The 21,421-nt window shown below is 71.5% G+C and carries 21 protein-coding genes; 6 read left to right on the top strand and 15 right to left on the bottom strand.

The window, feature by feature from the left end:
• Positions 1-13: 13 nt before the first annotated feature.
• Complete coding sequence (locus KXR53_RS09890) at positions 14-604, bottom strand: PRC-barrel domain-containing protein (RefSeq protein ID WP_437374957.1); 591 nt, start codon at positions 602-604, stop codon at positions 14-16.
• A 167-nt stretch (positions 605-771) separates the two neighbouring features.
• Here KXR53_RS09890 and mdh point away from each other — a divergent pair, with 167 nt between their 5' ends.
• Complete coding sequence (mdh, locus tag KXR53_RS09895; protein ID WP_437374958.1) at positions 772-1,734, top strand: malate dehydrogenase; 963 nt, start codon at positions 772-774, stop codon at positions 1,732-1,734.
• A 50-nt stretch (positions 1,735-1,784) separates the two neighbouring features.
• Here mdh and KXR53_RS09900 read toward each other — a convergent pair whose 3' ends face one another.
• Positions 1,785-2,936, bottom strand: a complete 1,152-nt coding sequence (locus KXR53_RS09900; RefSeq protein ID WP_437374959.1) for an alpha/beta hydrolase — start codon at positions 2,934-2,936, stop codon at positions 1,785-1,787.
• 92 nt (positions 2,937-3,028) lie between these two features.
• Between KXR53_RS09900 and KXR53_RS09905 the strand changes: the two genes are divergently transcribed.
• The gene (locus tag KXR53_RS09905; RefSeq protein ID WP_437374960.1) at positions 3,029-3,244 is read left to right on the top strand and encodes a hypothetical protein; all 216 of its coding nucleotides are present in this window, start codon (positions 3,029-3,031) and stop codon (positions 3,242-3,244) included.
• Positions 3,245-3,246: 2 nt separating this feature from the next.
• Here KXR53_RS09905 and panC read toward each other — a convergent pair whose 3' ends face one another.
• From panC to KXR53_RS09930, 5 genes are all read right to left on the bottom strand, one after another.
• Complete coding sequence (gene panC / locus KXR53_RS09910; protein WP_437374961.1) at positions 3,247-4,083, bottom strand: pantoate--beta-alanine ligase; 837 nt, start codon at positions 4,081-4,083, stop codon at positions 3,247-3,249.
• Positions 4,073-4,903 (bottom strand): 3-methyl-2-oxobutanoate hydroxymethyltransferase, encoded by an 831-nt coding sequence (gene panB / locus KXR53_RS09915; RefSeq protein WP_437374962.1) that lies wholly within the window; start codon positions 4,901-4,903, stop codon positions 4,073-4,075. Before panB ends, panC begins: the two co-directional genes overlap by 11 nt.
• A gap of 149 nt (positions 4,904-5,052) precedes the next feature.
• On the bottom strand, positions 5,053-5,529 hold the full coding sequence (locus tag KXR53_RS09920; protein ID WP_437374963.1) for a carboxymuconolactone decarboxylase family protein: 477 nt from the start codon (positions 5,527-5,529) through the stop codon (positions 5,053-5,055).
• Between the two features lie 101 nt (positions 5,530-5,630).
• A complete protein-coding gene (locus tag KXR53_RS09925) occupies positions 5,631-7,049 on the bottom strand; it encodes an amidase (RefSeq protein WP_437374964.1) in 1,419 nt (472 codons plus the stop codon).
• Positions 7,050-7,103: 54 nt separating this feature from the next.
• Positions 7,104-7,388 carry a GNAT family N-acetyltransferase gene (locus KXR53_RS09930; RefSeq protein ID WP_437374965.1) on the bottom strand — a complete coding sequence of 95 codons (285 nt, stop codon included), beginning with the start codon at positions 7,386-7,388 and terminating at the stop codon, positions 7,104-7,106.
• Positions 7,389-7,560: 172 nt separating this feature from the next.
• On the opposite strand from KXR53_RS09930, the gene KXR53_RS09935 reads away from it, so the two are divergent.
• The gene (locus KXR53_RS09935) at positions 7,561-8,802 is read left to right on the top strand and encodes a class I SAM-dependent methyltransferase (protein WP_437374966.1); all 1,242 of its coding nucleotides are present in this window, start codon (positions 7,561-7,563) and stop codon (positions 8,800-8,802) included.
• A gap of 41 nt (positions 8,803-8,843) precedes the next feature.
• Here KXR53_RS09935 and KXR53_RS09940 read toward each other — a convergent pair whose 3' ends face one another.
• Both KXR53_RS09940 and KXR53_RS09945 read right to left on the bottom strand, forming a co-directional pair.
• On the bottom strand, positions 8,844-10,028 hold the full coding sequence (locus KXR53_RS09940; protein ID WP_437374967.1) for an MFS transporter: 1,185 nt from the start codon (positions 10,026-10,028) through the stop codon (positions 8,844-8,846).
• A gap of 224 nt (positions 10,029-10,252) precedes the next feature.
• Entirely contained in the window at positions 10,253-11,416 is a 1,164-nt protein-coding gene (locus KXR53_RS09945; RefSeq protein ID WP_437374968.1) for a GSCFA domain-containing protein, read from the bottom strand.
• A 184-nt stretch (positions 11,417-11,600) separates the two neighbouring features.
• On the opposite strand from KXR53_RS09945, the gene KXR53_RS09950 reads away from it, so the two are divergent.
• Both KXR53_RS09950 and KXR53_RS09955 read left to right on the top strand, forming a co-directional pair.
• On the top strand, positions 11,601-12,494 hold the full coding sequence (locus KXR53_RS09950; RefSeq protein WP_437374969.1) for a LysR family transcriptional regulator: 894 nt from the start codon (positions 11,601-11,603) through the stop codon (positions 12,492-12,494).
• A 62-nt stretch (positions 12,495-12,556) separates the two neighbouring features.
• Complete coding sequence (locus KXR53_RS09955; protein ID WP_437374970.1) at positions 12,557-13,309, top strand: nucleotidyltransferase domain-containing protein; 753 nt, start codon at positions 12,557-12,559, stop codon at positions 13,307-13,309.
• Between the two features lie 25 nt (positions 13,310-13,334).
• Here the strand turns inward: KXR53_RS09955 and KXR53_RS09960 are convergent, their stop codons facing one another.
• The 4 genes from KXR53_RS09960 to KXR53_RS09975 form a co-directional block, all read right to left on the bottom strand.
• Positions 13,335-13,856, bottom strand: a complete 522-nt coding sequence (locus tag KXR53_RS09960) for an N-acetyltransferase family protein (protein WP_437374971.1) — start codon at positions 13,854-13,856, stop codon at positions 13,335-13,337.
• On the bottom strand, positions 13,853-14,506 hold the full coding sequence (locus KXR53_RS09965) for a glutathione S-transferase family protein (RefSeq protein WP_437374972.1): 654 nt from the start codon (positions 14,504-14,506) through the stop codon (positions 13,853-13,855). Before KXR53_RS09965 ends, KXR53_RS09960 begins: the two co-directional genes overlap by 4 nt.
• 74 nt (positions 14,507-14,580) lie before the next feature.
• A complete protein-coding gene (locus tag KXR53_RS09970; protein ID WP_437374973.1) occupies positions 14,581-15,204 on the bottom strand; it encodes an SRPBCC domain-containing protein in 624 nt (207 codons plus the stop codon).
• Positions 15,201-16,115 (bottom strand): LysR substrate-binding domain-containing protein, encoded by a 915-nt coding sequence (locus KXR53_RS09975; RefSeq protein WP_437374974.1) that lies wholly within the window; start codon positions 16,113-16,115, stop codon positions 15,201-15,203. The genes KXR53_RS09970 and KXR53_RS09975 overlap by 4 nt, the downstream gene beginning before the upstream one ends.
• A 102-nt stretch (positions 16,116-16,217) precedes the next feature.
• On the opposite strand from KXR53_RS09975, the gene KXR53_RS09980 reads away from it, so the two are divergent.
• The gene (locus KXR53_RS09980) at positions 16,218-17,414 is read left to right on the top strand and encodes an MFS transporter (protein ID WP_437374975.1); all 1,197 of its coding nucleotides are present in this window, start codon (positions 16,218-16,220) and stop codon (positions 17,412-17,414) included.
• A 3-nt stretch (positions 17,415-17,417) separates the two neighbouring features.
• Here the strand turns inward: KXR53_RS09980 and KXR53_RS09985 are convergent, their stop codons facing one another.
• Entirely contained in the window at positions 17,418-17,972 is a 555-nt protein-coding gene (locus tag KXR53_RS09985) for a methylated-DNA--[protein]-cysteine S-methyltransferase (protein WP_437374976.1), read from the bottom strand.
• Between the two features lie 55 nt (positions 17,973-18,027).
• Positions 18,028-21,297, bottom strand: coding sequence for a hypothetical protein (locus tag KXR53_RS09990; protein WP_437374977.1), 3,270 nt, complete (start codon positions 21,295-21,297; stop codon positions 18,028-18,030).
• Positions 21,298-21,421: the final 124 nt, after the last annotated feature.

Below are 21,421 nucleotides of genomic sequence, written 5' to 3' on the forward strand. Positions count from 1 at the left end.
CCGGGCCGCGGCTTCAGGGCTTCGGCGCCGGCGGATTGGCCTCCGGCGCGGGCATGGCCGGCGCCGACGAGGGCGATCCGGGGGCATCCGGGGCCGCGGGCGCCGGTGCCGTATCCGCCCGGCCCACCACGACCACCGGCTCGCCCCGCTTGTAGGCGGGAGCGCCGCGGAGCTGGGCCTCGGACAGATCGGTGACGATCCGGTCCATGCTGCCGTTCTTCGGGAAATGCAGCACGCGCCAGTCGACCGCGATCTGCCGCGTGCCGACGCCAAGGAAGCCGCCGAAATCGATGATGGCGGCCCGCGTCATCCCGGCGCGGTCGACGACGACATCGACGATGCGGCCCAGATCCTCCCCCGACGCGCTCTGTACCGTCTTGCCGAGCAGAGTGTCGGCCGCATCGCCGTCGATGACCACGGCCGGGGTCTCGGAGGCCTGCCGCTGGTCGGGCGCCGGCGCGGCCGGGGCGGGCGGGACCGCCGGAGCGTCGGTCGCGGCTGGGGGCGGCGTCTGGGGCTGCGCCGGCGGCGCGTCCTGGGCCCGGGAGGTGTCGGCCGACGCCGCAGCGAGGGCGGCGAGCACGGCCAGGAAGAGAATGCGCATCGCGGAACCTGCCTTTGTTGTGGTCCTGATCTGGGGCGCTTCCGAGCGAAGACAACCGCTTCGCCCGGATCGCTTATGGAAGGGCCCGGCCCATCCTTGCCGCACCCGCGAAATCGCGCTAGGACGGGGCCCGACTCTTCTGCCCCTCATCGCAAGGATGGCACGTTATGGCGCGCAACAAGATCGCCCTCGTCGGCGCCGGGCAAATCGGCGGCACCCTCGCCCTCCTCGCCGGACTCAAGGAGCTCGGCGACATCGTCCTCTTCGACGTGGTCGACGGCGTGCCGCAAGGCAAGGCGCTGGACATCGCCGAGGCGTCGCCGGTCGAGGGCTTCGACGCCGTGCTCAAGGGCGGCAGCGACTATGCCGCGATCGAGGGCGCCGATGTGGTGATCGTCACCGCCGGCGTGCCGCGCAAGCCGGGCATGAGCCGCGACGACCTGATCGGCGTCAACACCAAGGTCATGCAGGCGGTCGGCGCCGGCATCAAGCAGTACGCCCCGAACGCCTTCGTCATCTGCATCACCAATCCGCTCGACGCCATGGTCGGCGTGCTGCGCGAGGTCTCCGGCCTGAAGCCGGAGAAGGTGGTGGGCATGGCCGGCGTGCTCGACTCGGCGCGCTTCCGCTACTTCCTGGCCGAGGAGTTCAAGGTCTCGGTCGAGGACGTCACCGCCTTCGTGCTCGGCGGCCACGGCGACACCATGGTGCCGCTGGCCCGCTACTCCACCGTCGCCGGCATCCCGCTGCCGGACCTGGTGAAGATGGGCTGGACCACGCAGGAGAAGCTGGACCAGATCGTCCAGCGCACCCGCGACGGCGGCGCCGAGATCGTCGGCCTCCTGAAGACCGGCAGCGCCTTCTACGCCCCCGCCTCCTCCGCCATCGCCATGGCCGAGAGCTATCTGCGCGACAAGAAGCGCGTGCTGCCTTGCGCCGCCTATCTGACCGGCCAGTACGGCGTCGACGGCTTCTACATCGGCGTGCCGGTGGTGATCGGCGCCCGGGGCGTGGAGCGGATCGTCGAGGTCCAGTTCAACGCCGAGGAGAAGGCCGCCTTCGACAAGTCGGTCGCCGCGGTCAAGGGCCTGGTCGAGACCACCAAGAAGCTGATGGAATCGGCGGCCTGAGTGTCGTTCTCGCGACGTGAAACGGCCGGCGCACGCCGGCCGTTTTCGTCTCAGCCCGTGAACGGCAAGGTGTAGAGGCAGCCACCATCGGGCCGGCGGCCGGTGATGGCGGCACTGGCGGTGCCGCCCAAGACTTGCACGATGTCCGCCGCCACCCTGGGAATGCGCCGGTAATACTGGTGGGTATCCAGATCTGCCTGGTCGGTCGGAACCACCGGCGAGCAGTTCACGACCGCGACATTCACGCCGAGCCCGTCCGGCAGCGACGGCCCCTGGCGGCCGAGGCGCAAGGGGTTGGCCATGACGCTCCAGCTGAACCAGAGCGGGAAGTCCCGCCGGTTGACGTAGACGGTGACGCGGTCGGAGAGACCGCATAGCGGCCGCAGCTTGCCAGCTTCGGTCAGCGTGTCGAAATCCTCGTCCGCCGCGGCCAGGATCGTCTCCTCGGCCAGCCGTGGCGGCATCGGCAGATGGTTCACCGCGTATTGCACCCCGTTGCGGAGGGCCCAGTTCCCCATGCTGTGGGCCAGCAGGATGCGCCGGCGGGAGGGGACGAGGGTGCCGGCGAAGTTCGACCAGCGGACGAGCGCTTCGCCGCAGGCAGGGCCGGACCGCTGCGCCGCGTCCCGATCCTGGCGATAGGCGGCCTTGTTGTCGCCGACCAGGGAGCCGAAATCGATCACCACGCCGCGCGATGGCCAGCAGAAGGCAAAGGGGCACACGGCCGGTCCGCCCTGGGCCTGGTAGAATCCGGCGAGCTGCGCCGCCCGTGCCAGGGCGCTGCGGAAAGTGTTGGCGAAGCCGTGGACGAAGAACATCGGTTCCGCCGGCTCGGCCTGGATCTGCTGCCGCAACGTGTCGAAGGTCTCAACGACGCCGTGCCGCCGGCCCTGGGCATCGCCGCCGCGCGGCACGGACAGGTTCTTCACGGCGCCGTCGGCTGTCAGGTCGGCCCAGCCGAACCAGAGCTCATCGACGGTCCCGTTCGACTGATCCGCCGTGAAATCGGTGGGGTTCGAGCGCGAATTCGGCGCCCGGTTGGTCGCGAAATAAACCCGGATCATCTCGAAATTCCTTCGATTATCCGCCGGATCGCACCTTAGCCGCGGCGCCGTCCGGTGCTCCGGCAGGATACCGTTCGTCTGGGGGCGGCCGTCGGGCCGAAACCGGGCCGAATCAAGGCAGCGATCATCGTTGCCCATTTCTGCCGCAATCGCGCGGCAGCGTGCCCCCTCGCCTCTGTCAGCCCGTCTGGCTAGAGTGCGCGCCCCATGGAACGATCGAGGGAGTGCCCATGACCCGTCTGATCCTGGCTGCCGCCGGCCTGTCCGTCCTGACCCTCGCCGCCTGCAGCGACCCGAACACCGTTCCGATCGACCGGCCGGTCATGCAAGGCGAGCCGGCCCCGCCGGCGGTCCCGGCCGAGACGATCCAGCGTCGGCCGCTGTCGGCCCCGCCCTCCTCGCTGACCGGCACGCCCGACCAGACCCAGCAGCAGCCGGCGCAGTAGGCCTACGACACCGGCATGTTGTCGAGCAGCCGGGTGGCACCGAGCCGGACCGCGGCGAGCAGCCGTCGCGGCCGGCCGGGCGCCGGTTCGGCCAGGGTCTCGGCGTCACGCAGCACCAGATAATCGACCGCGTCGAAGCCGGCGTCGCGCAGCCGGTCCGGCCCCGCGGCCAGCGTCGATGGATCGGCGGTGATCTCGGCCAGGATGCGATTGAGCCGCCGGGCGACCGCCAATTGGGCCGGGCTGAGATAGGCGTTGCGCGACGACAGGGCCAGCCCGGCCCGGTCGCGCACCGTCGGCACCGGCAGGATCTCGACCGGCAGATCGAGGTCGCGCACCAGCCGGCGCACCAGCAGCAGCTGCTGGTAGTCCTTCTCGCCGAAGGCGGCGAGGTCCGGCGCGGCCTGGATCAGCAGCTTCGCCACCACTGTCGCCACCCCGGCGAAATGGCCGGACCGCACCGCCGCTTCGAGGTCGGCGACGATCGGGCCGCTGGGCACGATCGAGAAGGCGAAACCCTCCGGATAGATCTCCCCGGCCGCGGGCAGATAGGCCAGATCGGCGCCGATCGCCGCCAGCCTCGCCAGATCTTCGGCCTCGCGCCGCGGGTAGCGGCTGAAATCCTCGTTCGGCCCGAACTGGGTCGGGTTGACGAAGATGCTGAACAGCACCCGGTCGGCCCCGGCCCGGCGCGCCGCCGCAGCCAGGGCCAGATGGCCCTCGTGCAGGGCGCCCATAGTGGGCACGAAGCCGATACGGCTGCCGGCCCGGCGCCAGCCGGCCACGGCGTCGCGCAGCTCGGCCGCGGTGCGGGCGATGATGGGAGCGTCAGCACTCATGACGCTTCTTCTCGGCGAAGACGTGCTCGGGCCCCGGAAAGCGCTGGGCGCGGACATCGGCGGCGAAGGCGCCCGCGGCCTCGGTGATGGTCGCCTCGAGATCGGCATAGCGGCGGACGAAGCGCGGCGTGGCGGCGCCGGTGAGGCCGAGCAGGTCGTCGACCACCAGCACCTGGCCGTCGCAGGCGGGCGAGGCACCGATGCCGATGGTCGGGACCGGCACCTCTTCCGTGATCCGGCGGGCCAACGGCTCGACCGTGCCCTCGATCACCAGCGAGAAGGCGCCGGCCCCGGCGATCGCCTTCGCCGCGGCCAGGATGCGCCCGGCCTCCTCCGCCGTGCGGCCGCGGGCGTTGTATCCGCCCAGCACATGGACCGACTGCGGCAGCAGCCCGACATGGCCCATCACCGGGACGCCGCGGGCGACAAGGAAGGCCACCGTCTCCGCCATCTCCTCGCCGCCCTCCAGCTTCACGGCCGAGGCGCCTTCCGCCATCAGCCTGGCGGAGGCGGCGAAGGCGTCGCGCGGCGAGGCCTGGTAGCTGCCGAAGGGCAGGTCGGCAACGATCGCGGCGCGGGCCGAGCCGCGGCGGACCGCGGCGGTGTGCAGCGCCATCATCTCGAGCGTGACGCCGACCGTGCTGTCGAGCCCGTGCACCACCATGCCCAGGCTGTCGCCGACCAGCAGCACGTCGACATGCGGGTCCAGCAGCCGGGCGACCGGCGTGGTGTAGGCGGTCAGCGCCACGATCGGCTCCTGCCCCTTGCGGCCGCGGAGCTGCGGGATCGTGATGCGCCGGATCGCGGCGGAAACGCTCACCTCGGTGCACTCCCCACTCGGTTCGAGATCTGTCGTCCCGGACGGGGATGCTGCAGTGCAAAATCATCCGGTGCAAGCCGGATGGGTGTCACAGGGTGAAAAAGGCGGGCGGCCGAAGCCGCCCGTCGGGGCTGAAGATCGACCGGCCGTCAGGCCGCGGCCGCCCGCTCGCTCTCCGCATCCGGCTTCGGCCACACGACGAAGCCGACATTCAGGCGGTTCCAGCTGTTGATCGAGCACACGGCCAGGGTCAGGTCGACCAGTTCGCGGTCGCTGAACTGCGCCTTCGCCGCCTCGTAGACCGCATCCGGCACTTGCCGGGTATCGGCGACCAGGGTCAGCGCCTCGGCCCAGGCCAGCGCCGCCTGTTCGCGCGGGCTGAACAGGCCCTGCGCCTCGCGCCAGCCGGCGACGCAGTCGAGCCGCTGCTGGCCTTCGCCGGCCGCACGCAGGGCCTTGGCGTGCATGTCGAGGCAGTAGACGCAGCCATTGATCTGCGACACGCGCAGGAACACCAGCTCCTGCAGGGTCGTGGGCAGGCCGCAGCCTTCGAGATAGGTGTGCACGCCCAGCTGGGCCTTCATGGCACCGGGGGAGGCGGCGGCCCAGGAGATGCGCTTGGACATTCGGAAAGCTCCCGTCTTGAGATCGGACCCGCCCATCGGGGCGGTTTCGACATCAAGACGAGATGGCTTTCGCGGATGTGACAGGCTCCTCGAAAAAATCGTCAGACGCTCTCCGGCACCGCCCGCCCGAAGCCGTTCCGCCCGGCCCAGGCCTCGACCGCGCGGGCGACGGCGAGCACCGCATGGTCGCCGCGGCGGCGGCCGATGATCTGCAGGCCGAAGGGCAGTCCAGCTTCGTCGCGGCCGAAGGGCAGCGCCACCGAGGGCAGCCCGGCCAGGGTCGGGCCATAGGCCAGCGCCAGCCAATGGAAGTAGCTGGTGAGCGGCAGCCCGTCGATCGCGGCCGGATACCACTCCTCACACGGGAAGGGTGGATGCCCGGCGACCGGGCAGATCACCGCGTCGGCCCCGGCCAGGAAGGCGTCGGCGTCGCGGACGACACGGGTCTGCACGGTCAGCGCCTCGGCCACATCGGCGAGGCCGAGCCTGAGCCCGGCGGCGACATTGGCGCTGACATTCGGCCCGACCTTGTCCGGCGTCGCCTCGACCTTCTCGCGATGCGCCGCGACGAAACCGACGGCGCGCAGCGTGGCGAAGGCCTCGTCCACGCCGCTCATGTCGACGGCGAAGTCGACGCTGCGACCGACCGCCGGCTCCAGCGCCTGACGGGCGCGGCGGAAGGCGGCGCGGACCCGGTTGTCGACCGGGGCGAAGCCGAGATCCTCAGTAAAGGCGACGGTGAGACCCGCGAGGTCGATGTCATCGAGCGAGCGGAGGGAGTCGCCGTCCACCCCGAGCGACAGCGGGTCGCGCGGATCGTCGCCGACCATGGCTGAGAGCATCAGCGCCGCATCGGCCACGGTGCGCGCCATCGGCCCGTCGACCGGCAGCGGCGACCAGCCGTGGCCGCGCGTCTCGGTCGGGATCAGGCCGGGGGTCGGGCGGAAGCCGACGATGCCGCAGAAGGCGGCCGGAGTGCGCAGGCTGCCGGCGAGGTCGGAGCCGGTGGCGAGCGGGACCATGCCGCAAGCCAGCGCCACCGCCGAGCCGCCGGAGGAGCCGCCGCAGGTCAGCCGCCGGTCGAAGGGGTTGCGGGTCGGGCCGAACACGTCGTTCCGGGTGTTGGCGCCGGCGCCGAATTCCGGCGTGTTGGTCTTGGCCAGCACGATCGCCCCGGCCTGGCGCAGCACCGCCACAACCCGCTCGTCGGCCGGGGGCACGTTGTCGGCGAAGAGCGGCGAGCCGTAGGTGGTCAGCAGCCCTTCGGTGTCGCTGAGATCCTTGACCCCGATCGGCAGGCCGTGCAGCAACCCGAGCGCGTCACCGCGGCGCACCGCCGCCTCGGCCGCCCGCGCTTCGGCCCGGGCACGGTCATAGGCCTTGGCGGTGATGGCGTTGACCGCCGGGTCGGCCGCCTCGATCCGGGCGATGCAGCTTTCGACCAGATCGACCGGCGAGACCTCCCCCGCCCCGATCAGGCGCCGCAGCACCACCGCTTCCAGATCGCACAGCTCCGCCATGTCCGCCTCGCAGGATTTTTGTCCGGCCAATCTGCGGGGCCGCGGCGGACAGCGTCAACCGCGATCGGCGGCGACCAGATCCGCGATGTCCGGATGGCGTTCGATGAAGGCGGCGATGAAGGGGCAGAGCGGCCGCACCGTCAGCCCTTCGGCGCGGATCCGGTCGAGCGTGCCGCGCGCCAGGGCGGAGCCGATGCCGCGGCCGGACAGCGCCTTCGGCACCTCGGTATGGATCAGTTCGACGATGTCGCCGTCGCGGCGGTACTCGACGAAGGCGGTGACGCCGTCGACCACCAGCTCGTAGCGGTTCAGCGCCGGGTTGTCGGCCACCTCGGCCATGATCTTCTCCCTCGGATTCGCTGCAGGCAGTATGGCCCGGCGGCCACGCCGCGACAAAAAGGGTACACAAACAGTCCGAGGCATGATCCAACTTCGGGCTCGAACAGGGAATCGCCTCCGGTGCCCGGGTGCGCCGCAAGGCGACCGCGCAAAAAAGAGAGATTGATTCGGGATGTTCATCGCACTTCTGAAATCGATCGTCCGGACCGGCAGCCTGCGGGTGATCGACGCCGGCGGCATCGTCCACAAGATCGGCGACGACACGCCGCCCCGCGCCGTGATCCGCCTCAAGTCGCGGCGACTGGCCTATACGCTCGCGCTCAACCCCGGCCTGGCGCTGGGCGAGGCCTATATGGATGGGCAGCTGACGGTCGAGGAGGGTTCGCTCTACGACTTCCTGGCGCTGGTGGCGCGGAACCTGAAGGTCGACCGCCATTCCTGGCTGGCGCTGATCGAGCGGGTGACCCGCGGGCTGAAGCAATACAACCCGGTCGGCAAGGCGCAGCAGAATGTCGCCCATCACTACGACCTGTCGGCCGAGCTGTACGACCTGTTCCTCGATGCCGACCGGCAATACTCCTGCGCCTATTTTGCCAGCCCTGACGACAGCCTGGAGACGGCGCAGCTGAACAAGAAGCGGCACATCGCCGCCAAGCTGCTGTTCGACCGGCCGGGGCTGAAGACGCTGGACATCGGCTCCGGCTGGGGCGGGCTCGGCCTCTACCTGGCCCGCGAGGCCGGGGCCGACGTCACCGGGGTGACGCTGAGCACCGAGCAGCACAAGCTGAGCGCGGCGCGGGCGGCGGCGGCCGGCCTGGCCGACCGGGCGAAGTTCCATCTGCGCGATTACCGGCAGGAGCCCGGCCCCTACGACCGCATCGTGTCGGTCGGCATGTTCGAGCATGTCGGCAAACGCAACTACGCCGAGTTCTTCGCCAAGCTGCACGATCTGCTGGCCGATAACGGCGTCGCCCTGATCCACACCATCGGCTATTCCGACACGCCGGGCCCGATCAATCCCTTCATCCGCAAATACATCTTCCCCGGCGCCGACCTGCCGACCCTGTCCGAGCTGGCGACGATGGCGGAGCGCAGCGGCCTGTTCATCACTGATGTCGAGGTGCTGCGCATCCACTATGCCGAGACGCTGCGGCACTGGCGCGAGCGCTTCATGGCCCGCCGGGCCGACGCGGCGAAGCTGTATGACGAGCGCTTCTGCCGGATGTGGGAATTCTACCTGGCGCTGTGCGAGGTCGGCTTCCGCCATCGCACCAATGTCGTGTTCCAGCTGCAATTCGCCAAGCGCATCGACACCGTGCCGATCACCCGCGACTACATGGTCGAGCGCGAGCGGGCGATGGCGCTGACCGACGGCGGCGACGCCGTGCCCCAGCCGAGCCGGGCGACTGCCTGACGGCAAACGGCCCGCCGGAGTTCGGCGGGCCGTTCCGATGGTCAGGAGGCGCAGTCCGCGGCAGGGACCAGCGCCGGGGCGCGGCGGTCGAGCCGCAGGCTGAGCAGCGCCACCGCGACGCCGGCCAGCGGCACCAGCGCCGCCACCCAGGGCACCGCGGCGAGGCCGGGGCCATGCTCGATCACTGCCCCGCCGAGCCACGCCCCGAGCGCGTTGCCGAGGTTGAAGGCGGCGATGTTGAAGCTGGAGGCCAGGCTCTGGCCCGCTCCTTCCGCCTTCTCCATCACCCACATCTGCAAGGGCGCGACGGTGGCGAAGCCGGCAGCGCCGAGCAGGCCGACGAACACCACGGCGAGGACGGTGCCGTGCACGGCGAAGGTCATCAGGCCGAGCACCGCCGCCAGGACCAGCATGCTGCCCAGCACGGTCGGCACCAGCCAGCGGTCGGCGAACCTGCCGCCGAGCAGGTTGCCGACCACGAGGCCGCCGCCGAACACCAGCAGGATCGGGGACACCGCGGCCTCGGACACGCCGGTGATCTGCGTCAGGATCGGCGCGATATAGGTGAAGACGGCGAAGACCGCGGCGAAGCCCAGAACGGTGGTCAGGAGGCCCAGCAGCACCGGGCGGCGCGCCAGCACCTTGAGGTCCTGCCGCCAGTCGGACTCCTCGGCCGGCGCTTCGTCCTTGGGCACGGCGAAGGCGATCACGGCGAAGGCTGCGACACCGACGGCGGTCACGGCCCAGAAGGTGGCGCGCCAGCCGAAGCCCTGGCCCAGCCAGGTGCCGAAGGGCACGCCGAGGATGTTGGCGATGGTCAGGCCGGTGAACATGATGGCGATGGCCGAGGCGCGCTTCTGCGCCGGCACCAGGCCGGTGGCGACCACCGAGCCGACGCCGAAGAAGGTGCCGTGGGCGAAGGCGGTCAGCACCCGCGCCGCCATCAGCGTGACGTAGTCGGGCGCCACCGCACAGGCCAGGTTGCCGATGGTGAAGATCCCCATCAGGGAGAGCAGCACCGTCTTGCGCGACATCCGCCCGGTCAGGGTGGTGAGGATCGGCGCGCCGGCGACGACGCCGAGCGCATAGCCGCTGATCAGGAGGCCGGCCGTGGAGATCGAGACGCCGAGATCGGTCCCGACCTCCAGCAGCAGGCCCATGATGACGAATTCGGTGATGCCGATGCCGAAGGCACCGACCGCGAGGGCATAGAGGGCAACGGGCATGACGGGCCACCTTGCGATGAAAGCTCGCCGGTAGATGGCCCGCGCGCCTGCCTTGGACTATGCTTCGGCAAATCCAATCAGCTGTGATGCAGGTTCAAAGATGACGAGACTTCCATTCGTCATCGCGAGGCGCGAAGCGCCGTGGCGGTCCAGGGATCCGTGCCGCTGGATCGCCACGCCCCTGCAGGGCTCGCGATGACGTTGGGAGCGCCGGCCCGCGCGCCCTACTCCGCCGCCAGCGGCGCCGCCTGCGCCGCGCGCCGGGCGGCGATGCGCTGCTGGCGCCGCTCATCACGGATCCGCGCCCGCTCCAACTCGCGCTTGCGCTTCGCCAGCGCCACCCTGGCGGCCTTGCGCTCATCCGCCGTCTGGGCCTCGCCCAGCATCACCGCGGCATGACCGAGTTGGCCGATCAGCCGGTCCTGGCGCTGGGCGTAGCGGAAGGAGGCCAGCAGCGCCTCGTCGTCCATCCCGGTCTGGCAGTAGTAGCGCTCGAACACCTTCATGTTGAAGTCGAGCACATGCGAGTAGACGTGCCGCCGGTCGTCCCGCCACTGGTGGCTGAAGCCGTGCATGACGATGTCGTAGCTGGGGAAGTAGAACAGCTTCGGATCGTTCGGCGCGTTGCGGCGGAAGAACTCGTCGGCCGCCGCGCGCAGGACCGCCTTCGACACGGCGTTGGCGGAGATGCAGTTCACCGGCCGGAAGGTCGCGGTCAGGGGGATCGGCGACACCGTGAACAGGATCGCCGCGTCCGGCCGGAAGGTGCGGATCAGGGCATGGATCGCCTGCAGGTTCTCCAGGTTCTCGGCATGGCTGGTGACCCGGAACTTGTGCCGCGCCGGGTCGTATCTGTCCTTCGGCACCGCCCGCCAGAACACTTCCCCGGTCGGCTCGTCGTACCACACCTCGGACAGGCCGAGGGTGATGATGAACATCTCGGCCTCGTCGAACAGCGCCCTGGTGCGCAGCCGGACCGCCTCGTCATAGCCGAACTGGGATGCGTCGTAGCCGTGCCACAGCTCGGCCTGCGGCGTCTTGCCCAGCCAGGCCCATTCGAACTGCTGGCGGATGGCGAAGGTGTTGACCATGCCGTCGCCCATCTTCGAGACATAGGAGAGGTCGTCGCGCTTGGTCAGAACGTTGAAGCCGGCCTTGTGCAGGTAGCGGCTGATGTTCTCGGCGAAGCAGGAGCCGAAGGCGACGATCGGCGTGGCCCTGGTCACGAACCGCTCCGCCGGCATCCAACCCTTGGCGAGGTATTCGGAGACGACGCTGTTGCGTTCGAGCGACCTGTCGCTCGGGTAGAAGTTCGTCGTCTCGCCCCGGAAGAACGACGCGCTTGCCTTGCGCTGCACACCGTCCTGCTCGATCACGATTCTGGACATGGTGGTCGTGGTTCCCCTTCGGTTGACCTGGCCCATTTCGAACGGAGCCGTTGGCACCTCGAAATCCGTTTTGATGCACCGCAGCATGACAGGCGGCCATCTCTGAATCCACCCCCAATGCGGCGAACCTTGACGCTCAAAGGTTTCGTCAAACCAAACCACAGATCATCAGCCGAGGACGCCCATGGACATCAATCGCTCCGGAGAGATGGAGGTCTTCGTTCGGGTGGTGGAGGAGGGCGGCTTCTCCGCCGCCGCCCGGCGCCTGGGCCTGACGCCGTCGGCCGTCGCCAAGCTGATCGGGCGGCTGGAGGGCCGGCTGGGGGTGCGCCTCCTGGCCCGGTCGACCCGCAGCCTGAGGCCGACGCCCGAGGGCGACCTGTTCTACGAGCAGGCCAGCCGCATCCTGGCCGACATCGCCGAGGCCGAGGCCGGCGTCTCCGGCTCCTCAGCGCCGCGCGGGCGGCTGCGGATCAGCGCCTCGATCCCCTTCGGCACGCATTGCCTGATGCCACTGCTGCCGGAGTTCCGCACCCGCCACCCGGCCGTGACGCTGGATGTCAGCCTGACCGACGAGGTCGTCGACATCCTGGCGGAGCGGACCGATCTCGCCATCCGCCACGGGCCGCTGCGCGACAGCAGCCTGCAGGCCCGCAAGCTGGGCGCCAGTCGGCGCCTGCTGATCGCGGCGCCTTCCTATCTCGAGCGGCGCGGCACGCCGCGGACCCCCGCCGATCTGGCCGGGCACGACTGCCTGACCTTCAACTACCGGCGCAGCTTCACCGACTGGATCCTGGCCGGGCCGGAGGGGCCGAAGCCGATGCAGGTGACCGGACCCTTGGTGGTCAACAACGGCGAGACGCTGCGCCAGGCGGTGCTGGCCGGGATGGGGATCGGCCGCACCGCCCTGTACCATATCAAGGACGACCTCGCCGCCGGCCGGCTGGTCGAGCTGCTGCCGGACCACGACCCGCGCGAGACGGAGGAGATCCACGCCCTGTTCCTGGGCCGCGGCACCATGCCGGCCCGGGTGCGCGCCTTCATCGACTTCCTGGTAGAGCGGCTGCGGTTCGACTAGGGAATCTGGGCAGGGCTCACCGCGGAGACCCAGCCTGAGTCCAGTCCGTTGGGAGGTGGGTGATGATGGCAGAGACCGCGCGGCTCGAGGCGGCGCTGGCGACGGCCGAGTCGATCCTGGCCGCACGCTATCCGGATGCCCGCTTCGCCTTCGTGGCGGGCTCCATCATCCGCGGCCAGGGTACGCCCCATTCCGACATCGACCTCGTGGTCGTGTATGGCCGGATTGACCGCGCAAGGCGGGAATCCTTCCGCTCGGGCGGCTTTCCGGTCGAGGCCTTCGTCCATGACCCCGGGACACTGCGGTGGTTCATGGACCAGGATGTGGCGCGGGGCCGCCCCAGCATCGTTACCATGGTCGCCGAGGGCCGCCTCGTCGGTCCGGCTACTGCCGACGCCGAAGCCCTGCGCTCCGAAGCGAGCAGTCTCCTGGCAAAGGGGCCTCCGCCGCTGGCGGCCGAACGCCGCGACGCGCTCAGATACGAGATCACCGACTTGGTCGACGACCTGCGGGATCAGCGCACCCCACCGGAGATGCTGGCCATCGGCGCCGCCCTCCATCAGCGGCTCGCGGATCTCATGCTGCTGGGACGCGGCCACTGGACCGGAGGCGGGAAGTGGATTCCCCGATTACTGGCGACGCTGGACGATTCGCTCAGCCGGGACTTCGACGAGGCCTTTCGGCGCCTGTTCGCCGACGGTCGCGCGGATCTCCTGATCGCCTTGGCCGAGACCGAGCTGGGACACCATGGTGGACCGCTCTTCGAGGGCGATCGCCGCGAGGCTCCGGTCGACGCCCGCCGGTCCTCCGACTGACCGGCGTGCCGGACGCCGTCTGCGCCTATCGCCGCGCCGCCAGCGCCGCCAAATCGTCCCAGGCGTAGAGCAAGTTGTGCGAGCGCCAGAGCGGGCCGGGGTCGGTGTAGGCGCCGATCCGGCGGCCGCCCTGCGCCTCGTAGAAGGCGATGGCCGGGTCGTTGCCGACCACCACGCCGAGGCCGAGCGCGGCGTAGCCCCGCGCCGCCAGCGCCGCGGCCAGGGCGGCGAGCAGCCGGCGGCCGATGCCGCGGCGGGCGAAGCCGCGGCCGACATAGAGGTACTTCACCTCGGCCCGGCCGCCGAAGGCGGGGTCGCCCGGCGACCCGGCCAAGCCGAAGCCGGCCAGCGCACCGTCGGTCTCGGCCACCAGGGCGATCTGGTCCGGGTCGGCCAGGATCGCCTCCCACCGCGCCTGCCGGCGGGGCACGTCGAGCGCCGCCGCGGCCTCCGGCGGCGCCAGGTCGCGATAGGTGTCGCGCCAGACCGCGACATGGAGGGCGGCGAGCGCCGGTGCGTCGGCGGGAACGGCGGGGCGCAGGATCATGCCGCGGCCAGCGCCGCGTCCCGGGCCTGGGCGCGCTGCACCGCCGGACGCGCGGCCAGCGTGGTGAGATAGGCCGACAGAGTCGGCGTCTCCGGCAGCTTGCCCCAGCTCTGCAGCCATTGCAGCAGCGATCCGATCAATACGTCGGCGGCGCTGAACCGGTCGCCGAGCAGATAGGGACCGCCGGCCTGCAGCGCCGCCTCGACCCGCCGCAGCGCCTCGGGGAAGGGGCACCAGCCGAGCGCGCTGGCCGGCGGCTCCTCCCGGCGCGGGAACACCGAGTCGGCGAGGGCGGGCTCGAGCACCGAGGGACAGTAGCCGATCCAGGTGGCGTAGGCGGCGCGCTCGCGCGAGCCGACCGGCGGCGCCAGGCCGGCCTCGGGCACGGCATCGGCGACATAGGCGCAGATCGCGGCGCTCTCAGTCACCACAGCCGGCGGTGACCAGTTGCCGGCCGGGCCGCGGTCGATCAGCGCCGGCACCTTGCCGGCCGGGTTGATGGCGAGATAGGCGGGGTCCTTGTGCGTCGCCTTGGCGAAATCGTGCAGCGCGATCTCGAACGGCACCCCCGTCTCCTCCAGCAGCCACAGGATGCGGGCGGAGCGGGAGCGCAGCGCATGGTGCAGGGTGAAGCGCGGCGTGGTCGTCATGGCCGAAGGTCCTCCCCAGGGAATATCGTCGCGGCGGCAGTGAACCACAGGTGCCGAGCGTAAAGCGAGGGGCGTCAGGCCGGCTTCGCCCGCCCGACCAGCGCCGCGAAGCGGTCGGCGACGCCGCGCCAATGCGCCCGCATCGCCTCGCGCGCGGCGGCATCCGGCAGCCTCTCATGGTGGAAGGTGATCACGGTCTTGGCGCCGCCGGGCTGCAGAGCGATCTGCACGGTCGAAGGCGCCGATTCGCCCGGCCGCCGCCGGGTCAGGCGCAGCCGATCGCCCGGCTTGACCACGCGGATCTCGCCCGAGATGCCGTCCGGTGTTCGGTAGGCGAGGCCCGGCGCCAGCTCCGCCGGTTCCGCCGTGCCGAGCCAGAGGGCGCGGCCTTCCGGCGACAGCAACAGGCGCCACACGGTCTCCGCCGGCGCCGGCAGGGTACGGCTGACGCCGATCTGGAAGCCGGCATCGGCGGTCTGGCCAAGGGTGCGGCGGCCGATCGCCCGCTCATAGCCGACGGTGACCGACTGGCCCCACCAGCCGGACAGGCCGTGCTGCTCGCGCAGCCAGGAGACGATACGCGGATGCGGCCAGTCGCGGCCGCCGGCGGCGTCGAGCAGCGCCTGCCATTCCGCCGGGGTCCGGCCGGTCGCGGCCACCACCGCCGCGTCGCCCGGCTCGCTCTTGCCGCCGGTCATCCGTTCCCTCCCCCTGCTTCGGCCGCCCCATCCTCGGCCCCGCGCACCTCCTCGGCAAGCCAGGCGCGGAAGGCGGCGAGCTTCGGCGTCCGCCACACCGCCGGCCGGGCGGCGACGTAGTAGGCGAAGCGGGTGGGCCAGGGCCGGTCGAGCACCAGCGCGAGGCGGCCGGCGGCGATCTCCTCCGCCACATAGAGGTCGCGCACCAGCGCCAGCCCCTGGCCGGCGATGGCCGCCCGGACCAGCAGCAGGTCGCTGTCGAAGGCGGGGCCGCGCTCGGCCCGCGGATCCTCGATGCCCTGCGCCGCCAGCCACAGCCGCCAATCGGCCCGGTCGCCGTCCTGCAGCAGCGGATAGGCCAGGCAGTCGGTCGGCTCGGCGATCGGCGGGCCGCGCCGCAGCAGGTCGGGGCTGGCGACCGGCAGCAGCCGCGGCGCCAGCAGCGGTTCCGACACCAGCCCCGGCCAGCGGCCGAGGCCGTGGCGCAGCACCACATCGACCCGGCCGAGATCGGCCAGCGCCGTGGTCGCCTCGACCCGCACCTCGATCCCGGGATGCCGGGCGGTGAAGCGGCCGAGCCGCGGCACCAGCCAGGAGGCGGCGAAGGAGGGCGCGGTGCTGACCGTCAGCGTCTCCCGCCGCCCTTCCGCCGCCAGCAGGTCGAGCGCCTCGGCCAGCTGGTCGAAGCCGCGCTGGACCACCGGATGCGCCAAGGCGCCGGCCTCGGTCAGGCGGATGCCGCGGCGGTCGCGCACGAACAGTGCAAGGCCCAGCCGTTCCTCCAGCAGCTTGAGCTGCTGGCTGACCGCGCCCGGGGTCACGCCCATCGCCTCGGCCGCCGCCTTGACGCTGCCGCGCCGGCCGATCTCGGCATAGGCCCTGAGGCCAAGGATAGGGAGCGGCCCGGTCATGGCTTGGGTTTAGCCATTCTAAACCTGAATCGCATGGAATCTCGTTTGCTCGCCTTCTTCCGCCCGGTGAGACTTTAGCCGATCTGTGCGAGGAGCGACATCATGCGGGAACGGACGCCGGGCGGCCGCTGGATCCTGGTCAGCATCGGCTTCCTGGGCTTGGCGCTGTCCTTCTCGGTCCGTGCCGTGCTGGGGCTGGCGATGCCGGCGATCGAGACGGAGCTGGGCTGGGGCCGCAGCTTCCTGTCGGGGGCGAGCGCGCTGGCGCTGTGCGTCATGGCGGCGATGGCGCCGGTGATGGGCGCCGCGGTCGACCGTTACGGTCCGCGCCGCCTGCTGGCCGGCGGCCTGCTGCTGATCGGCGCCGGCGCCGCGATAGTGGCTGCGGGCCAATCCGAGGCGCTGTTCCTGCTGGGCTTCGGCCTCCTCGCCGCGATCGGCTTCACCGCGGTCGGCACCAACATCGTCGCCGCAGCGGTGGCCCGGCGCTTCAAAGAGGGGCGCGGCCTCGCCACCGGCATCGCCACCGCCGGCGCCACGGCGGGCCAGCTCGTGCTGGTGCCGCTGGTCGCGCTGCTGGCGGCGGGCGAGGCCTGGCGCGCCGGCTTCGCCGCCATGGCCGCCGCCTGCCTGGTGCTGGGCGTCGCCGCCTGGGCGGCGCTGCGCGGCGAACCGGTGCCGGCGGCGCCGTCACGGCAGGAGGCGGGCGGCCCGGCGGCGCTGCTGCGCAGCCCGGTGTTCCACCTGCTGTTCTGGAGCTTCGCCATCTGCGGCTTCACCACCACCGGGGTGATCGAGACGCATCTCCTGCCCTTCGCCGCCCTGTGCGGCTTCCCGCCCCTGCCTAGCGCCACCGCCTATGGCGTGCTGTCGGCGGTGAACCTGGCCGGGATGGTGCTGGCCGGCTGGCTGACCGACCGGGTCGACCGGCCGCTGCTGCTGGGCGTGATCTACCTGGCCCGGGCCGCCAGCTTCTTCCTGCTGATCGGCCTCGGCCCCGACATCCGCCTGCTGTACCTCTTCGCCGTGCTGTTCGGCCTGTTCGACTACTCGACCGTGCCGGTCACGGTCAGCCTCGCGGCGAGCCATCTCGGCACCGCGCGCCTCGGCCTGGCCATGGGGCTGATCTCGGCCGGCCATGCCGCGGGCGGGGCGCTCGGCGCCTTCCTAGGCGGGGTGGTGTTCGACCGCTTCGCCGATTACGCGCCGCTCTGGGCCGGCTCGATCGGCCTCGCCGTCCTGGCCGGCATCCTGGCCCTGCTGCTGCCGCGCCGGGCGCCGCAGCCGGCGGCGGCGTGAGGCTCAGCCCGCCAGCGACAGCCCCGGCGGCCTTGCACCCTCCAGCTCCAGCAGTGCCGCCTTGCGGTGCAGGCCGCCGCCATAGCCGGTGAGGGTGCCGTCGCTGCCGACCAGGCGATGGCAGGGTACCACCACCGAGATCGGGTTGGCGCCGTTGGCGGCGCCGACAGCGCGGACCGCCTGCGGCCGGTCGATCCGCTGCGCCAGGTCGCGATAGGTCAGGACGACGCCGCAGGGGATGGCGCAGAGCGCCGCCCAGACCAGGCGCTGGAACTGCGTGCCGAAGGGCGCCAGGGGCAGATCGAAGGCCCGGCGCCGGCCGGCGAAGTATTCGCCCAGCTGGTCTGCGATCGGGCGGATGGCGGCGGGATCGGCCGGCCCCGTCTGCAGCCCTTGCCGAGCCACGCGGCGCTGGCTGAAGGTCGGGGTGCCATCGGCGTCCTCGAAATCCAGGCCGACCAGGGCGCCCGTGGCGTCGACCAGGGCCAGCATCCGGCCCAGCGGCGTGTCGACCGGGCCGCCGGCGATCGGAGGGATGGGTTCGGCGAGGGTGGTCATGGCCGTATGACGCTCCAGGAAACCGGTGCCGGCAACCCGGATCTTGCGCTGGTCGTCACGCCGCCCCCGCGGGCTGCCCGTAGCGCCGCCGCTCTCCGCCGCGCTCCAGCTCAACCGCCAGGTCCGGATGCGCGGTCGGCAGCAGCGGCTCGAACAGCCGCTCGCCGAAGCTGCGGCGCAGGCCGAAGACGTGGCGCAGCATCAGGTTGGTGGTCAGGCCGGGACCGCTGGAATAGACCCGCCAGCCGCCATCGGCGGCAATGGCGCCCTGCTTGACCAGATCCCAGTCGGTGCCGGCAGCATAGCGGTCGGCGAAGGCCGCGTCGCTGGAGCTGAAATAGGCGTTGCGCTGGCGCGGCGCCGCGTTCGGCACCAGCTCGGTGACCGCCACCGGGCTGGCCTGCAGCAGGATCCGCCACACCGCATCGGCCTCGCCATGCGCCGCCATCGCCTCGCCGGCACGGAGATGGGCGTGGGTGTACATCAGCCCGATCTCGCGGCCAAAGAAGGCAGCGGATTCGGCCCGGCGGAACAGGGTCTCGACCCCGCCGCGATAGGCCACCGGCCGGTCCATCAGCCGGATGCCGTCGGGGAAGGTCAGGTGGTCGCGGATCAGGTCGAGATGGCGCCGCACGGCCTCGCCCGCGAACAGCCCGGCGATCAGCGCCCGCTTCATCGGCAGGAGCGAGTAGTGCAGGCCGGTGCGGGTGTCGCTGAGGTGCAGCAGCAGCTCGGCCACCGTGCCGTCCGGGTTGAACACGGCGTAGCCCGCCAGCACGCCGTCGCGCAGCAGGTGGCGCTCCAGATCCCAATGCATCGCCCCGGCCAGAGCCTCGATCTCGCGCGCCCGGGCGGATCGGCCGGCATGGTCCAGCACCGCGGCCCAGCGGCCGAGCTGCTGGATCAGAAGGGCGACGGTCCAGGCGCTGACCATCCAGTCGCGCAGATGCGGGTCGACCGGCTGCAGCGAATCGTTCCAGTCGCCCTCGCCGTAGCGCAGCAGCCTGGTGCCGGGGATGAAGCGCTCCTGCACCACCTCGACGATGCGGTCGATATGGGCCGAAACCGGGTCGCGCCGCTCGGTGCGGGTGAAGTCCTGCTCGCTGCGCCAGGCCACCTTCTCGTCGAGGAAGGCGAGGTCGCCCGTGGCCTCGACATAGTCGCACAGCGCCTTCAGCGGCCAGACGATCACGTCGCCATGGGCATGCCGGTCCTGGATCGGCGAATACGGCTCCAGCATGAACCATTGCGGCCAGTCGCCCCGGCTCTCGTATTGCTGGGCGAAGACCGTGCGCAGGATCTCCTTGGCCGCGGCGTCGTGCTCCAGCGCCAGCAGGAACTCGACCGCGCCCTGGCAGACGTCGCGCGTGCCCCAGGCGCCGCCGGTGTACTGCTCCAGCCCGTGCGGCACGGTCAGATGGATCATCGCGTCATGAGCCAGCCAGGGGAAGGCGGCGTCCAGCGCCTCGCCCTCCGCCCCGCCGCCGCTGATCCGCAGGCCGCGCGTGACCTCCGTCCAATGGGCATTGGCCGAGGCCAGCATCTCGTCGAAGGACACGCCGGCGGCGTAGCGGTCGGCCAAGGCGCCGGCCGCGTCCGGGTCGGTCAGAGAGCCGGTGACGGCGAAGCCGAAGCCGGCGACGACGCCGGTGCGCAGCGCGATGTATCCGCCGCCCCTTCCCTGCCCGTCAGCATAGAGCATCTCGTCGCCGCCGATGGCCTCGACCGCGTCCGGCGTCGGGGTGACGAGGTGATAGACCGAGTCCGGATAGCGCTGGCCCCACAGCCAGTCCGGATCGGGGCGGAAGGCGATGCGCTTCCCGGCCGCGTCGATCGCGACCCGCCCGGCCTGCTCCAGCTCACGCTCGCCGAGCACGAGATGGCCGAGGACGAGGAAGCGGCAGGGCGCGCCCTCCACCTCCACCCGCCACTGCATCGCCGTGTCGGCGCCCGAGACGGCGGCGCGGACGGTGACGATCCGGCCGCCGAAGCGGTAGATCCAGCGGGCCTCCGCCAGCCCCATCTCGAAGGCTGAGGGGACGGCCAGCAGACGCCAGCCCTCCCCGGCCTCCACCAGGATGCGAAGGCCGGAGGCGCGGCTGATGTTGTAGGGGTCGCGCGAGACCGAGAACAGCTTGTGGAAGGAGGTGTTGCCGATGGTCAGCTGGGCGGCGAAGACGCCATGCGCCCAGACCGTGGCGCAGAGCAAATCATCCGCCGGCAGCAGGGCCGAGCCGGAGCGCAGCAGTGCGCCATGGCGCCGGCGCAGCCCCAGCTCCTTCGCCCGCAGCACCACGTGGCGGTTCAGGCTGCCCTCGTCGACGAAGAAGGATTGCAGCGCGCCATCTCGCCGCTCCTCCAGCCGCCGGGCCGGCCACAGCCGGTCGAGCGCGGCAGCGTCGAGATCCTCGGCCACCAGCGGCGGCACGTCCTGCAGCAGGCTGCGCACCGGGGTTTCCAGCGCCACTTCGGCCGGTTGGAAGGATTCGGCGGCCTTCAGCGCCTGCTCGACCGCCGCGAGATCCCCGTCGCCCGACGCCGCCTTGTGGTCCGGCACGAACAGGCCGAAGAAGCTCCACGCCGCCTTGCCGCCGGGCGCCAGCGTCGCCGGAGCGGACGCGATGGCGGGGCAGGCAACCTCGTGCTGCAGCCGCTCGTCCGGCAGATCGCCGGTGACCTCCGCGCGGTCGCGAAAGCCGGGGCCGAAGCTCTGCGCCGCGTCGGTGGCGAAGCCGGATGCGCCTTCCAGGCAGCCATGGGCCACCCAGGGATTGCGGCCGCCCTGGGCCAGGGCCTGGCGGCTCATCACCACCGGGCCGAGACGCGGGTGCCGGGCGATGTGGTGGTCGATGTATTGCGAGGCGTAGGCCTCGTTGTTCATCAGGAAGCCGCGGCTGCCGAGGCCGATATCCTGCAGCAGCACCGCCGAGACCTCGGCCGCGGCGGCGCCCTTGTTCTCGACCTCGACCCGCCAGAGCCAGAGATTCGCGTCCGGCGCCAGCCACAGGATGACGCGGTGCGATAGGCCGCCGGTCTCGCCAGCCCAGACGAATCGGTCCGCCCCCACGCCGACCTGCAGCCGCGCCGTCGGCCCGACCGCCTCCAATGCCCGGCCGCCCAGCCGCAGCAGCACCCGGCCGATGCCGCCCGCCAGCGGCGAGCCCAGCACCTGGTTGACCAGCACCGGGTCGCTCTTCTCGTCCGCCTGGTGCGACAGGGCGAAGAGCGTGCCGTTCGGCAGCAGGGCGGCGGCGAGGCCGGTGCGGTTGGCGATCCGGCGCAGCCCGAGCTCGGCGTCGCGCGGCAGGGTGAATTCGGCCGTCATGTTTGCGTTCCCTCCGTCCCGGTTCCCTTCTACCCCGGCCCGGAGCCTGTGCCTATGGGACCCGATGCCTGCCTTGGCGGCGTCGCAATTCGCCTCTCTACTCCGGACCAACCGCAATCCATCC

Origin of the sequence: Inquilinus limosus, assembly GCF_051487185.1 — a bacterium.
GTDB lineage: Bacteria > Pseudomonadota > Alphaproteobacteria > DSM-16000 > Inquilinaceae > Inquilinus > Inquilinus limosus_F.